This window comes from Ruegeria denitrificans (genome assembly GCF_001458295.1).
In the GTDB taxonomy this organism is placed as follows: domain Bacteria; phylum Pseudomonadota; class Alphaproteobacteria; order Rhodobacterales; family Rhodobacteraceae; genus Ruegeria; species Ruegeria denitrificans.
The window spans coordinates 41,879-55,781 of sequence record NZ_CYUD01000011.1 but is presented as its reverse complement, the minus strand read 5'-3'; the positions used below and the strand labels follow the sequence as shown (position 1 = coordinate 55,781).

The 13,903-nt window shown below is 58.3% G+C and carries 14 protein-coding genes, 1 other RNA gene and 1 riboswitch; of the genes, 7 read left to right on the top strand and 8 right to left on the bottom strand.

The genetic code is table 11. The features are described 5' to 3' along the window. Positions 1-40: 40 nt before the first annotated feature. The 4 genes from RUE5091_RS16585 to RUE5091_RS16570 all read right to left on the bottom strand — a co-directional run bounded on the left by RUE5091_RS16585 (position 41) and on the right by RUE5091_RS16570 (position 3,815). Positions 41-778 (bottom strand): hypothetical protein, encoded by a 738-nt coding sequence (locus RUE5091_RS16585; protein ID WP_131726331.1) that lies wholly within the window; start codon positions 776-778, stop codon positions 41-43. Between the two features lie 71 nt (positions 779-849). Continuing rightward, on the bottom strand, positions 850-1,443 hold the full coding sequence (gene recR, locus RUE5091_RS16580; RefSeq protein ID WP_058283058.1) for a recombination mediator RecR: 594 nt from the start codon (positions 1,441-1,443) through the stop codon (positions 850-852). Between the two features lie 64 nt (positions 1,444-1,507). After that, positions 1,508-1,852 (bottom strand): YbaB/EbfC family nucleoid-associated protein, encoded by a 345-nt coding sequence (locus tag RUE5091_RS16575; RefSeq protein ID WP_058283057.1) that lies wholly within the window; start codon positions 1,850-1,852, stop codon positions 1,508-1,510. A gap of 202 nt (positions 1,853-2,054) precedes the next feature. Beyond that, positions 2,055-3,815 carry a DNA polymerase III subunit gamma/tau gene (locus RUE5091_RS16570; RefSeq protein ID WP_058283149.1) on the bottom strand — a complete coding sequence of 587 codons (1,761 nt, stop codon included), beginning with the start codon at positions 3,813-3,815 and terminating at the stop codon, positions 2,055-2,057. Between the two features lie 133 nt (positions 3,816-3,948). Between RUE5091_RS16570 and RUE5091_RS16565 the strand changes: the two genes are divergently transcribed. Beyond that, positions 3,949-4,443, top strand: coding sequence for a protein-tyrosine phosphatase family protein (locus tag RUE5091_RS16565; RefSeq protein ID WP_058283056.1), 495 nt, complete (start codon positions 3,949-3,951; stop codon positions 4,441-4,443). A 1-nt stretch (position 4,444) separates the two neighbouring features. Here the strand turns inward: RUE5091_RS16565 and RUE5091_RS16560 are convergent, their stop codons facing one another. Continuing rightward, positions 4,445-4,852, bottom strand: coding sequence for a hypothetical protein (locus tag RUE5091_RS16560; protein WP_058283148.1), 408 nt, complete (start codon positions 4,850-4,852; stop codon positions 4,445-4,447). A gap of 83 nt (positions 4,853-4,935) precedes the next feature. Further along, positions 4,936-5,155: riboswitch (cobalamin riboswitch) on the bottom strand. A 133-nt stretch (positions 5,156-5,288) separates the two neighbouring features. Here RUE5091_RS16560 and RUE5091_RS16555 point away from each other — a divergent pair. Beyond that, positions 5,289-6,146, top strand: coding sequence for an alpha/beta hydrolase family protein (locus RUE5091_RS16555; protein ID WP_058283055.1), 858 nt, complete (start codon positions 5,289-5,291; stop codon positions 6,144-6,146). Between the two features lie 41 nt (positions 6,147-6,187). Here the strand turns inward: RUE5091_RS16555 and ffs are convergent. Then, positions 6,188-6,286, bottom strand: an RNA gene (gene ffs / locus RUE5091_RS22710) — signal recognition particle sRNA small type. Positions 6,287-6,325: 39 nt separating this feature from the next. After that, positions 6,326-8,206, bottom strand: coding sequence for a bifunctional 2',3'-cyclic-nucleotide 2'-phosphodiesterase/3'-nucleotidase (locus RUE5091_RS16550; RefSeq protein ID WP_243470807.1), 1,881 nt, complete (start codon positions 8,204-8,206; stop codon positions 6,326-6,328). Between the two features lie 175 nt (positions 8,207-8,381). Here RUE5091_RS16550 and nudC point away from each other — a divergent pair, with 175 nt between their 5' ends. Genes nudC through RUE5091_RS16535 form a run of 3 tightly spaced genes read left to right on the top strand, consistent with a single transcriptional unit; the run spans position 8,382 to position 10,351 of the window. Further along, a complete protein-coding gene (gene nudC, locus RUE5091_RS16545; RefSeq protein ID WP_058283053.1) occupies positions 8,382-9,362 on the top strand; it encodes an NAD(+) diphosphatase in 981 nt (326 codons plus the stop codon). 41 nt (positions 9,363-9,403) lie between these two features. Next, positions 9,404-9,871 (top strand): SRPBCC family protein, encoded by a 468-nt coding sequence (locus tag RUE5091_RS16540; RefSeq protein WP_058283052.1) that lies wholly within the window; start codon positions 9,404-9,406, stop codon positions 9,869-9,871. A gap of 12 nt (positions 9,872-9,883) precedes the next feature. After that, entirely contained in the window at positions 9,884-10,351 is a 468-nt protein-coding gene (locus RUE5091_RS16535; protein ID WP_058283051.1) for a GNAT family N-acetyltransferase, read from the top strand. A 10-nt stretch (positions 10,352-10,361) separates the two neighbouring features. Here RUE5091_RS16535 and RUE5091_RS16530 read toward each other — a convergent pair whose 3' ends face one another. After that, positions 10,362-11,195: a prephenate dehydratase gene (locus RUE5091_RS16530; RefSeq protein ID WP_058283050.1), complete on the bottom strand. Its 834-nt coding sequence runs from the start codon at positions 11,193-11,195 to the stop codon at positions 10,362-10,364. Positions 11,196-11,314: 119 nt separating this feature from the next. Here RUE5091_RS16530 and RUE5091_RS16525 point away from each other — a divergent pair, with 119 nt between their 5' ends. Both RUE5091_RS16525 and RUE5091_RS16520 read left to right on the top strand, forming a co-directional pair. After that, the gene (locus RUE5091_RS16525) at positions 11,315-11,824 is read left to right on the top strand and encodes a c-type cytochrome (RefSeq protein WP_058283147.1); all 510 of its coding nucleotides are present in this window, start codon (positions 11,315-11,317) and stop codon (positions 11,822-11,824) included. Positions 11,825-11,996: 172 nt separating this feature from the next. After that, positions 11,997-13,901 (top strand): extracellular solute-binding protein, encoded by a 1,905-nt coding sequence (locus RUE5091_RS16520; RefSeq protein ID WP_243470806.1) that lies wholly within the window; start codon positions 11,997-11,999, stop codon positions 13,899-13,901. Positions 13,902-13,903 lie beyond the last annotated feature (2 nt).

Sequence of the window (13,903 nt, the reverse complement as noted above, 5' to 3'; positions counted from 1 at the left end):
CTTCCAAAGTTTGTAAAAAAACACTTTCGCAGACTGTAACTTAGGTTCTGGATGATGGCTGCAGTTTTCTACCTTCTTCGACCCTCGTATACGCCATAGAAAAGATGGAGGCAGTAAGGGCAGTGTTGAATATTCCTAGAAACCCAGCCACCGTGTGGTACGTGGCATTTGAAAATGTGATCCCTGCGAACGTTTCTGGAACAGTTGAGTCAAGGCCATTTTGAGTCATCGTAAAGGCAACGCCCACAAAAACCAAAGTAAAAACCGTGGGGCCAGTTATAAGCCTCCAAAGAATAAACCAGAAGCTTCTCCGCGCTCGCTTCAAAGCAGGGCGAACACCCGTTGAAGCCTGGATCGCTGCAGCCGGTATCATTGTTCCGATTGCGGCGAGTAACAGGCCAAACAACGGAAGTGAAACGAGCATGGCGAACCCCAGTGCAGCGTCTCCAGAAAGCGCCTCAGCTGGCAGTTTGGCTTTGATAATGAAAAAGGTGCTAACCATCGCCAAAAGCAAGATGAAAATCGGAAGAATAAATGCGACCCAGAAGCTCCAATTCGGAGAAGGGGTTTGGCTCGAAATTTTGAACACCGAAGTGGTGGCTCCGGTGAGCAGTGTGTAATGAAATGCGAACGCTAAGTAGCCATATACCATTAGTGTTGGCACAAGAGATCGACCAATACTTCCTTGTCCCCAGATATCCAGTAAAAACAAGAGCGCTGATGCAAACAATACCGGCAGCCAATAAATACGAAATACGTGAAATGCGAGTTTGTACAATAATAGTGCCTTGGTTTTCGGTGGTTTTAAGTCGGATCGGGGTTAATTGAATGGAATGAAAGAGTAAAGGTTTACAATTCCTTCCGCGCCCGCAACGCTGCCGTAATCGTCCCGTCGTCCAGATAATCCAGCTCTCCACCAATCGGCACGCCCTGCGCCAGTGAGGTCAGGCGGACGTGCCCCTCCAACTGATCGGCGATGTAATGGGCGGTGGTCTGGCCGTCGACGGTGGCGTTCAGGGCGAGGATGATCTCGGTGATCCCTTCGGCTGTCACGCGGTCTTTGAGGCGGGGGATGCGCAATTCATCCGGCCCGACCCCGTCCAGCGCCGACAATGTGCCGCCCAAAACGTGATAGCGGCCTTTGAACACGCCCGCGCGCTCCATTGCCCACAGGTCGGCGACGTCTTCGACCACGCACAGCTCTCCGGTCGCACGGTCCTCGTTGTCGCAGATGTCACAGATATCGGTGGTGCCCACATTGCCGCAGTTCAGGCATTCGCGGGCGGTAACGGCAACCTGCTGCATGGTGTCCGATAGGGGCGTCAGCAGCAGGGCGCGTTTGCGGATCAGGTGCAGCACGGCGCGGCGGGCCGAGCGAGGGCCGAGGCCGGGCAGCTTGGCCATCAGGTCGATTAGGTTGTCGATATCGCTGTTCGAACTCACCGGGCGCGTTCCTGCATATGGGCCGAGCAGGGGCGCCCGGCCGATGATCCGTCAGGAGGGTGTATCAGAATGGCAGCTTGATGTCTGCGGGCAGGCCCATGCTTTCGGTCAGCTTTCCCATTTCGGCCTGTGCGCGTTCAGTCGCTTTGGTCTGAGCGTCCTTGATGGCGGCCAGGATCAAGTCCTCGACCACTTCCTTGTCGTCACCGTTGAAGATCGACGGGTCGATGTCCAGACCTTTCAGCTCACCTTTCGCGGTAGCGGTGGCCTTAACCAGCCCGGCACCAGATTCGCCGACAACCATCATGTTGTTCAGCTCTTCTTGCATATCCGTCATCTTGGCCTGCAAGTCCTGCGCGGATTTCATCATCTTGGCCATGTCGCCCAGACCGCCGAGTCCTTTGAGCATCGGTATTCTCCTATGTATCACTTTGTCGCCTAAATACGGGTGGTACAGGCGAGGTACAAGTGGCGAGGGTCCTTCCGCCCGTCATCAAGATCCTTGACAAGACCTTTCCTTCCGTTGGGTCCAAGCCCGCTCAGGAGTGTCGGCGTCAGCCGATGGCCCCGTGGCAGGCGCGGGAGTGTTTCGGTTTGTAGTCGGATGTAGCTCAGCCCTCCTCGAACGGGTCCCATTCGTCTTCGACTTCGGGCAGGGCTTCGGTTTCGATCTTGGCCGCACGCTGTTCTGGCGTTTCGATACTTTTGATCCGCGCCTTGGGGAACTGGGCCAGAACGGCCTGCACCAGCGGATGTTCCCTGGCTTCGGCCTTCAGCGCTTCCTCAACCGCGTTTTCCTTTTCATAGATCGTTTCGCCACCGCCTTCGTTAACGACTGTCACGGCCCAGCGGTTGCCGGTCCATCGCTGTAGCGCAGTTCCCAGACGTTGTGGCAACTGCGCTGAGGCACGCTCGGTCGGCTGAAATTCGATGCGTCCGGGCTGGTAGGCCACCAGCCGCAAGGAACGTTTGACCTCGTCCAGCAATACGCCATCGCGGTTTGCACGGATCAGTTCGACCACGTGGTCAAAGGTCGGATAACGTGCCAGCGCAGCCTGTACGTCTTGTGCCAAAGCTGCGCTGGGTCCACCGCCTCCGCTATGGGCCGGCGCTGCGTAAGAAGTGGCCACTGGTGCCTGCGTCTGAACTGCGGCATGCGAGGGCGCCGGAATTCCGCCTCCGGGTCCGCCAATTGGCGGACCCGGAGGCGTGTCCTGCAATCGTTTGATCAGCTCTTCCGGGCTGGGCAGGTCGGCCACGTGGGTCAGGCGGATCACCGCCATCTCGGCTGCCATCATGGCATTCGGGGCCGCCGAGACCTCTTCGAGTGCCTTTAGCAGCATCTGCCACATTCGCGTCAGGACACGCATCGGCAACGCCTCGGCCAACTGTTGACCGCGCGACCGTTCGTCCGGTGAAACGGTGGGGTCGTCGGCTGCATCGGGCGTGATTTTAACAACGGATACCCAATGGGTGATCTCGGCCAGGTCGCGCAGCACAGCCAATGGGTCGGCGCCTTCGGCATATTGCCCGCCCAACTCGGTCAGTGCGCCCGCTGCGTCACCGCGCAGGATCATGTCCATCAGATCCAGCACCCGTCCGCGATCAGCCAGGCCCAGCATTGCTCGCACCTGATCAGCGCTGGTTTCGCCTGCTCCGTGGCTGATCGCCTGATCCAGCAGCGAGGTCGCGTCCCGGGCCGAGCCTTCGGCCGCGCGGGTGATCAGCGCCAGCGCGTCATCGGCGATCTGAGCATTCTCGGCTAACGCAATCTTGTTGAGCAGGCCGATCATGTCCTCGGGTTCGATCCGACGCAGGTCGAACCGTTGACAGCGCGACAGCACCGTGACCGGCACTTTGCGAATCTCGGTGGTGGCAAAGATGAACTTCACATGCTCGGGCGGTTCCTCAAGCGTCTTGAGCAGCGCGTTGAACGCACTGGTCGACAGCATGTGGACCTCGTCGATGATGTAGATCTTGTAGCGCGCGCTGGCGGCACGATAGCGGACGCTGTCGATGATCTCGCGGATATCGTTGACGCCGGTCCGACTGGCGGCATCCATCTCCATCACGTCGACATGGCGGCCTTCCATAATGGCCACGCAATGTTCGCACTGGCCGCAGGGCTCAGTCGTTGGCTTGCCTTCACCATCCGGACCGATGCAGTTCATGCCCTTGGCGATGATCCGCGCCGTGGTGGTTTTCCCGGTGCCGCGGATGCCGGTCATGATGAAAGCCTGCGCGATCCGGTCGGCTTCGAACGCGTTTTTCAGCGTGCGCACCATCGCGTCCTGACCCACAAGGTCGGCAAAGGTTTCCGGGCGATATTTTCGGGCGAGAACCTGATAGGCGGGGCTGGGCGTGTCGTTCATGTCTGCTCTGTCGGATTCGGGTTCCGATGCAGCGTAGAGACCCCCGCCGCCCGCGTCCACAGCAGGCTTGAGTGAATTTCGGTTTGCAGGGCAGATTGCGCGTTTTACAAGCGATGCCCAAGGAGGACGCGGCATGGTTCAGTTTGCAATTTACGCTTTGCCCGTAGGAAACGGCACTGTTGCCCTGTCGCCGCTGCCGGGACGAAGTGGTGGGTACGTGCGCGATTTGGGTATCATTCGCGATTGGCAGCCGGATCTTGTGATCTCGATGACCACCGGGGTTGAAATTCTGCAAGAGGGCGCTGGCGGTTTGGGCGATGACCTGCGCGCGCACAATATCGAATGGGCGCATTTACCAGTCGCGGATTTTGGAGCGCCGTCCCCTGCGACCGACGTCGCGTGGATTAAGGTCAGCGCAACGGCCACGCGTATCTTGTCTCGTGCGGGGCGGGTGCTGGTGCATTGCAGGGGCGGCTGTGGCCGGTCCGGGATGATTGTTTTGCGCCTAATGGTCGAGAATGGCGAATTACCAGAGACGGCGTTGAGCCGATTGCGTGCGGTACGGCCCTGTGCTGTCGAAACCGAGGGCCAGATGGATTGGGCCACCTTCCCTCAGTCGAGCAGCTAGATCAGAGCGCCACTTGCTGCTGTGGCTGTGCCACTGCGATGGGTTGAAGCTTAGTGACCTCAAGCATCGCGCAGGGCAGAGTGGTTAGTATGCCTGCCGGGCGAATGATCACGTCAGGTCCAAACATCATATCCGCATAATCGTCCAGCGACTCGAGTGACGTTTCATCGCCGGTGCCGCAAAAGACCCGGATCAGGTCTTTCTGCGCGCGAAACCGTGCTCTGCAGCCTTGCGCGCAATAGGCCAGCTCACTGTTCCCGTCGAATTCAAAATCAGGCGTTGTCGCAGGAACGGCGGCATCCATCGCCTGTACGATGGCGCGCGCCATCTGCGCCAGAGCGGGGCAGGTTTTGCCGGTTTTCTGACACACAGTTGCGGTAAATTGGTGCGTCTTTGTCTTCCAGATCATTTTGCGCCCTCCGCGCGTGGGACGAGGGGCATGGATCAGGTGTGACAGCGTGCTGACGACCTGCCCGGACACCCCGCCCGAGTTTCGGTTTTGGTTTGATGGCAGGTCTCCTGACTTGCGGGTCGTTGCTTTGCCGACCTTCCCAGCCTTGCGGCCAGTGGCGTTTCGGCATTGCTCACCGCTTACAGTTGCGGGGGCAGTCGCGGCCTTGGTCCGTTCCGGTTTCCCGAGAAGGACCGCACCGTGTTCCCTTTTCATCCCGCCCCGGAACCGGGGACGAGAACCATCACCCAATCGCTAGCGGGTCGAGGTGACCTGAGTCAAGCGGCCTTTTGACCGGGAAAGTGGACGCATGGTCATGCTAAAACGGGATTGACTTAGGGCAGCAAACAAGGCCGTTTGAGTGGTGAACTGATCAGTTCAGATTGAGGGCGCCATGCTGGACACCGCACAAGCCGTTCTGACCGAGGATATTCGGTTTCCTTCCGGTCCGCATCAACTGTCGGCCCGGCTGTATCTGCCGGTGACCGAGCCTCAGGCCGCGGTGGTGCTCCACAGCGCTACCGGAGTACCGCGCGACTATTACCAGCATTTTGCGCGCTGGCTGGCTGCAGAGCGCGGCATGGCCTGTCTGACTTATGATTACCGCGATTTTGGTCACTCTCTGAAGGGACCATTGCAAGCGGCGCGGGCCACGATGGCGGATTGGGCCTTGATCGACATGCCTGCGGCCCGGGCCGAGATGCGGCGGCGATATCCCGACGCGCAACAGTGGAGCATCGGCCATTCCGTCGGCGGTATGCTGGGGCCGATTCAACCGGATATTGATCAGATCGACCGCATGATCTGCGTCTGTGCCGGGCCGGTGACCGTGTCGGACCATCCCTGGCCCTATCGGGCGCTGGCTTTGCTATTCTGGTACGGGCATGCGCCTCTGGCCGTGAAGGCATTGGGTTATCTGCCGGGCAAGGCGCTGGGATTCGGGGCGGACCTGCCGGCCAGCGTCTATTGGCAGTGGCGTCGCTGGTGCACCGCGCCGCGCAACTACCTGCCCGAAATCGGCGTGACCTTGCCCGAGGCCCGCTGGGCACAGTCAGAGACACCCGTGGATCTGTTCAGCTTTGAGGATGACGATCTGGTGCCGTCGAATGCGGTTTGGCGGCTGGCCGATCTGTATGGGCCCAACGCGCACCGTCATTTGCTCTCTCCGGGCGAGTTCGGCCTGTCCAAGGTTGGCCATATCGGTGCTTTCGCCCGGCGCAGCGCGGCGGTCTGGCCGCGGTTGATTGCTTAGACCTTTTCGCCTGCGCGCAACATTTCAATATGGGGAAGTTAAAGTGAGAGGTTGGACATCGACCCAAGCGGGGCTCGTTGTGGCTGCTTCCTTCCGGACCTGACCAGGTTGGCGAGGCGCTCGCCCGCGCCAACCTCTCAGGGCTTGATATAGGCAACAGGCGCAGGAAACACAACCCGTCAGAGCGTCAAACGGATCAGCAAAAACCCCTCATCATCTTCTCCGACCACGTAAGGATCATATTTCTTAAGCTCGGCAATGCAGGTCCGCGCTTTGGGACCGGTCCGCAGGAGTGTTGTCGCGCCCGGTATCGGCGCAAATTCAAAGGGATAAGGCATTTGATGCAAAGGGTCTTGTGGTAATACGCCGGACAGATAGTCCCGCAGGACACGCTGGAAGGGTAGAATAGGCAGTGCGATGGGTTTGACCCGGTCCACAAAGGGAAAGTGGCCCCCGCCATTGGCGCGGTAATTGTTCAACGCAACGACGAATTGTTGATCGGCAGCTATGGGGTGTCCGTCAAAGCAGATGTTCCAAATGCGTCGATATGCGGGGTCAATCAGGCGACCGCTGGCATCGAAACGCGATGGCTGTGAGAGGTCGATTTGATAAGTAATCCCCTGAATAATATCGAAATTATGCCCTGCCCGACTGGAATCAATCAAAGTGGTCTCTTGCCCCGGCATGATCTGATTAAACACGGCCGCAGACATTTCCAGCCAGTCGCTAATCTCCTCTCTGGCCACGACCACTGCCCGTAGCTCATTGGGAAACGCATACACATCGTTGACATGGCGCAGGCATATCTGACCGGGCAGGACATCGGTGAAAAACCTTGGACCGGCCCGCCCTCCGAACTTTGAGGGCGCGGTTGCGGATAGAACTGGCAAAGCCGCGAAGGGCGTGTCCTGCAGAAAGGGTCGTAGCGCGGCAGCTTGGGCCGCTGCGGTCAGAACAAGCCCCCGATCAGGGGCGCAAAAGCTGAAATAGCTATGCAGATGTTGATCGGTTTGACCGACCGGCTGCGCCGTACGGCGCCGGATTTCCAAATGCCCTTTGGCGAACAACTTCACCAAATCCGGATCTTCCGCGACAGGTTCTGAAGACATTCCGGATTTTGACGGGCATACCGGCCGCAGGCTGGTGCGATGATCCTGCACCGTCCAGCCACCGTTTTCCGTTCTGTTGATGGCTAGGTCGATCACCCCAAGAGAGGATCCAAAGGCACCGGGCATGACCACTGGTTTGCCATGAACCAGCCCTCGGCTTGCATCGACATGTTCAACGCCGTCATGGGCGTTGCCGGGCAGTGTTAGATGAGAATGCCCGGCAATCAAGGCATCAATGCCCTCGATCCCGGCCAAAGGGATAATCGCATTTTCCAAATCCGGTTGTGGTTCGGTTGGCCCTAGTCCCGTGTGTCCCAACGCAAGCACCAGGTCGCAGCCAAGCGCTCTTAGATCCGTCACCTTTTGCGCGGCGCATGTCAGGATATCACCCATGACAACCTTGCCATGCAGTCGGTGACCCTCCCATTTAGCCGTCTGCGGCGGCAGGACTGAAAAAACGCCGATTTTCAGCGCAACCTGCTGTTCACCGTAACAAGCTGCTCGTGTAAAGACTGCATGATCTTGCCAGGAGGGTTCGGCGTCTTGACGATGGGCATTGCTGCAGATCACTGGGCAGGCTGCATCTGCAATTGTGCGATCCAACGTCTCCAGACCAAGGCCGAAATCGTGGTTGCCTAGCCCAATGGCGTCATAGCCCAGCTCTGCAAAAGCCCGCATCAAGATATGCGGTGCGTTCTCCGGCTCGACTGCCCATTCCCCCAGAGGCGTGCCCTGCAGCGAATCTCCGTTGTCGCACAGCAGCACTAGAGCACCCTGCGCGTCAGCCTCGGATCGGGCCGCGCGGATCAGGTTGGCAGTCCGCGTAAAGCCGATCGAGGGGTCGGAGGTGTCTGAATAATAATCGAAGCCACAAAGATTCATGTGCAGATCGGATGTTGCCAGAATCCGTATCTTCAGTGACGCGCGGGACGAAGGTGAGGGGTGTGTCAAAATTCTACTTCTGGCGGTTATATGTTAATCATTTTCCCCAAAAAGTATAATATATGCAACTTGTATGGTGTACTTGTGATCAATTGGTGGCCTCAGGTTTTCGGGCGGTAGGAATTGCCATTGCAACAAAGGGGCAGCCGTGGCAGCCCTGTGCCGACGACCCAGGGGATTTGCTATGAAACACGCGGAACTTGTGACTTTTGGCAGCTCGGGGTTGGATCGCGCGGCGCATATTCGAAGTGATTCCAACCAATTGACGCAGGCGCGGGCCCACCCACTGGCCTCTTGCCTGCTGCTATGGCGCGGCAAGCCGCTGGTTCAAGGGGAAGCGTTGGACCGGCTTGGACTAATTCCCATGACGCATCGACTGGTGGAAAACGGCCCTGGCAGCAGTATTGAAGAGCCGGTGTTTCTGGGCCTTTCGGATGGAGATCCGGTCTTTGCGCTGGATATCTCGGACTGGTCCCCTGACGGGTTGGACCTGTCGCAGGTTGGCGCCTTTGTCGATCCGTCAGAACAACAGCACCCGGACCTGCCCCAGGGCCATGTCTTTGCCGAGTTGCGCCGGATCATGACCCGCCTGTCTGCTCGTGACGCAGAGCTGGCGGCGGCGGCCAAAGCAGTTATCGGCTGGCACGAATCGCATCGATTCTGCGCTCGCTGTGGGGCGCCCAGCCAAGTCTCGCAGGCTGGGTGGCAGCGCAGTTGCCCTGAATGCAGCGGGCAACATTTCCCGCGCACCGATCCTGTGGTCATCATGCTGATCACACATGGGGATTCGGTTCTGATGGGGCGGTCTCCGGGCTGGCCCGAGGGGATGTATTCGCTGTTGGCCGGTTTTGTGGAGCCCGGAGAAACGCTTGAGGCTGCGGTTCGGCGCGAGGTGATGGAAGAGGCGGGCGTGCCCGTTGGCCCGGTCCGTTACCTGTCCAGTCAGCCCTGGCCGTTCCCGGCCTCGCTGATGTTTGGTTGCGCGGGTGAGGCGCTGTCGCGCGAGATCACCATTGACCCGGTGGAAATCGAAGACGCGATGTGGGTCAGCAAGCCTGAGATGATGCAAGCCTTCGCCGGTGAACACCCGGTTCTGCTGCCTGCCCGCAAGGGGGCCATTGCGCATTTTCTGTTGCAAAACTGGCTTGCGGATACGCTGGACTGACAAAATAATAAGCCGACAGACAAAGAGACCCACGAACCACGATGCAGTTTACAGCACGCGAAGATATCGAAGCCCCGATCAACGCGGTTTTCGAAATGGTCGCTGATTTTGAGCGGTTCGAACGCATGGCGATGCGCCGTGGGATCGAAGTGCGGCGCATGTCGGGCCATATGGGCGTTGTGCCCGGCACGCAGTGGGAAACTGAGTTCAATCTGCGCGGCAAGCCCCGCCATGTTGCGATTGAGATGGCAGAGTGTGACCCACCGGCCATGATGCGGTTTCAGGCCGCAAGCAAGGGCATGAACGGGATAACAACTGTTGAATTTCTGGCCCTTTCGCAGCGCCGTACCCGCCTGAGCGTTGAGATGTCGCTGGCCGCGAAATCTCTGCCAGCGCGCCTGTTGCTTCAGTCACTGAGGCTGGGTCAGTCGCGGTTCCGCCGGCAATTTCAACTGCGGCTCAGTGAGTTCGCCCGAGAGATGGAAGAGCGTCATCGGCATGGTTCCTGACCTGAGGCGACGATGGACAAGCTGACCATTCGACCGGTCGATCTGGACGATGTCCTGGGCATTTCTGACGTGTTGCAGGAAATTCCGGCTGCCGGAAAACGCACCAGACCGAGCGATCCGGAATTTGTAGCCACTCATTATGTTGGGCACCCGGATCAGCTGACATGTGTTGTGGCGATCCGTGATAAGCGGATTTTGGGGTTTCAATCCATGAAACGGGCGGTCGCAGACAATCCTTATGGGGTACAGGTTGGCTGGGGGATCATTGGAACCCATATCCGACCCTTTGCCGCGCGCTGCGGAGTGGGGCGGGCCCTGTTTCAGGCGACATTGAAGGTCGCGAAAGCGCAGGGACTTCCCGCCATTGACGCCACCATTGCGGCAAGTAACGCAGAAGGATTGGCCTACTACACCGCCATTGGGTTTGTCGATTACAGATCCCACGAGGGGGCTGTATGCAAAGCCTATACTGTCGGGTGAAGCCGAGGCTTTACCCGCGCGGATGCGCCGCGGGGTAAACGCCCAGCACTTCGACATTGGTGGTGAAATGCTCCAGCTCTTCCATGGCCAGCTGCACGTTGCGATCATCGGGGTGTCCGACGATATCGGCATAAAACTGGGTCGCGGTGAAGGAACCGTCGACCATATAGCTTTCCAGCTTGGTCATGTTGATGCCATTGGTGGCAAAGCCGCCCATCGCTTTGTACAACGCCGCCGGAATGTTGCGTACCTGAAACACGAAGCTGGTGATCATGCCGTGCGGGCCACGCCGGGACATGTCCGCCTGCCGTGACATCACCAGGAATCGTGTGGTGTTGTTATCCTGATCTTCGATGTGACGAGCCAGCACGTTCAGCCCATAGATTTCGCCTGCCAGCTCGCTGGCCAGCGCTGCCGAATGCGGATCACCCTGTTCCGAGACCTCACGCGCGGCACGCGCATTGTCGGGACTGACACGGCCACGAATGTTGTGTTGTTTCAGAAAGCCTGCGCATTGGGGCAGCAGAACCAGATGCGAATGCGCCTCGGTGACGTCCTCAAGCGTAGCACCTGGGACGGCCAGCAGGTTAATATGCACGCGCACGAAGGCCTCATCAATGATGTGCAGCCCACTATGGGGCAAAAGACGGTGAATATCGGCAACCCGGCCATAGGTGGTGTTTTCGACCGGCAACATCGCCAGATCAGCCTCGCCTGACCGAACCGATTCGATTACATCTTCGAATGTGCGGCAGGGCAGGGCCTCCATATCGGGGCGTGCATTGCGGCAGGCCTCGTGGCTATAGGCGCCTGGTTCTCCCTGAAATGCGATACGATTGCTCATTTGGACGATTCCGTGCAACAAGTTGGTGAATTGGGCGTTTAGTCGCGGTGTCTATACCTTGCCTCTTGCAAGGGGAAGCCTTAGACACCCCGCAGACAGCTGAAATGGACACGCGATCAATGTTCGACACGATGACAGTTACCAAGGCCGCCGCAGGCCTGTTTGGCACCTTCCTGGTGCTGCTTCTGGCCAAATGGGGCGCCGAGGTGCTTTACCATGCGGATGGCCATGGCGAGACCGCCTCTTATATCATCGAAACCGAAAGCTCGGGCGAAAGTGCTGACGGCGAAGAAGTGGTATTCGAAGAGATGCTGGCCGCTGCTGATCCCGAAAAGGGTGCCAAGGTATTCCGCAAATGTACCGCCTGCCACAAGCTGGAAGATGGCGCAAACGGCACTGGCCCCTATCTGTACGCAGTCGTGGATCGTCCGGTCGCTGCGGCCAAGGGATTTACCGGTTATTCGGCGGCAATGCAGGCGCATGGCGGCAACTGGACGCCCGAGGCCCTAGATGCCTTCCTGACTCGCCCCAGCGCTTATATCTCCGGCACGTCGATGAGCTTTGCTGGCCTGAAAAAACCGCAGGAGCGCGCCGATCTGATCGCGTATCTGCAGACCATCGGCAACTGATCCTTTGATCAACCGCAAGATTTTTAAAGCCGCTGCCTCGTGCAGCGGCTTTTTTTTGCCTAAGAAAAACTTCACAAAGTGTTCACGCGTTCTAAACTTGAACCTGACAGTGCTGGTCAATTAGCTGGCGCGTATAAGATTAAAGGCAGAGGCGAAGCAGGGGATGAGCAATATGAGATCCGACAGAGTTTCCGTACAGGCGCGCGTATTGGATTTCAGGGGCTTGATACATGCTTTGATGATGGGGGGGCTTTTGGCCCTTCTGGCGGCGACCCAGCTGTTTGCCGAAGAGAAGATCATCAAAAGCCACGGATTCTCGGAATTCGGTGATTTGAAATACCCCGAAGGCTTTGCGCATTTCGACTATGTGAATCCGGACGCGCCACGGGGTGGAGAGCTGTCTTATGCCGCGCAGGGCACCTTCGACAGTTTCAATCCGTTCACTCGGCAAGGCCGTGCCGGGGCACGATCTGCGGATCAATACGAATCCCTGTTGGTTCCGTCCTATGATGAGCCTGCATCCTATTACGGCCTGCTGGCGGAAAGTCTGGAATATCCGGAAAGCCAGGATTGGGTGATTTTCAACATGCGGCCCGAGGCGCGGTTCTCGGACGGTACCCCAGTGACAGCCGAAGATGTGGTGTTTTCTCATAACCTGCTGCTGGATCAGGGGCTTAAGTCTTACGCCGAGGCTGTACGCAAGCGAATCCCGCGGGCTGAGGCGCTGGACGAGCACAGGGTCAAATTCTATTTCGCACCGGATATCCCGCGCCGAGCCCTGATCTCTCAGGTAGGTGGCACGCCGGTATTTTCCAAAGCCTGGTTTGAGGCCGATCCGGAAAACAGGCGGCTGGACAAATCCCGACTGGTGCCAGGGATTGGGTCGGCGCCTTATCTACTGGACAACTATGACATCAACCGGCGCATCGTTTACAAGCGCAACCCTGACTATTGGGGGGATGACATCAACGTAAATGTCGGTCGCAACAACTATGACACCATCCGGATTGAATATTTCAGCGACTCGATCGCCGCGATGGAGGGGTTCAAGGCGGGCACCTTCACCTTGCGGCAGGAAAACAACTCGAAGAGCTGGGCCACGGCCTATGATTTTCCGGCGATTGCCAATGGCAGCGTGATCCGGGCCGAGTTGAAGGACGGTGACGTGCCCTCGGCCTCGGGATTCATCATGAATCTGGATCGCCCGCAGTTTCAGGACCCCCGTGTCCGTGAGGCCGTGCAGTTGGGCTATAACTTCGAATGGACCAATGAAAGCCTGCAATATGGACTGTTCCAGCAACGCAGCTCGTTCTGGGAAGGCACGCATCTTGAGGCCACAGGTCTGCCTGAAGGGCGCGAGCTTGAGGTGCTGCAAGCCCTTGGAGACGCCGTAGATCCGGCGGTTCTGACCGAAGAACCCATAAGCGCCCACGAATCCCGCCCCGCACGCCAGAATGATCGCCGCAATCTGCGCGCTGCGATGAAGCTGCTGGATGAGGCCGGTTGGCTGGTTGGTGATGATGGCATTCGCCGTAATGACAAGGGTGAGGTTCTGTCGATCGAATTCCTGTCGGATCAGCCCACTCTGGACCGAATTATTCAACCCTTCGTCGACAATCTGCGTGCCATGGGGATCAACGCAAACTACAACCGTGTCGACAATGCCCAGTTCACTCTGCGCCGCCGGGACCGGGATTTCGACATGATCGTGGGCGGCTATCCCACCTCGCTGCAACCGTCGACGGGCCTGTATCAGCAATTCGGGACCGAGGCGGCCTCGTATTCGGTGTTCAACCCGTCGGGCGCGCATGGCCCCGATATAGAACCTTTGATCGACAACATTGTCGCCGCCACCGAAAGCGAAGAGCTTTTCGCCAACGTCCGCGCGCTGGACCGTGTTCTGCGGGCTAAGCGGATCATGGTGCCGACATGGTATCTAGGCAAATACTGGGTTGCCTATTGGGACATGTATGAATACCCGCAAAACCTGCCGCCTTATTCACTGGGCGTCGAAGACCTATGGTGGATCAACGCCGAGAAAGAAGCCGAGTTGAAATCGTCAGGTGCGTTGAGGTAATC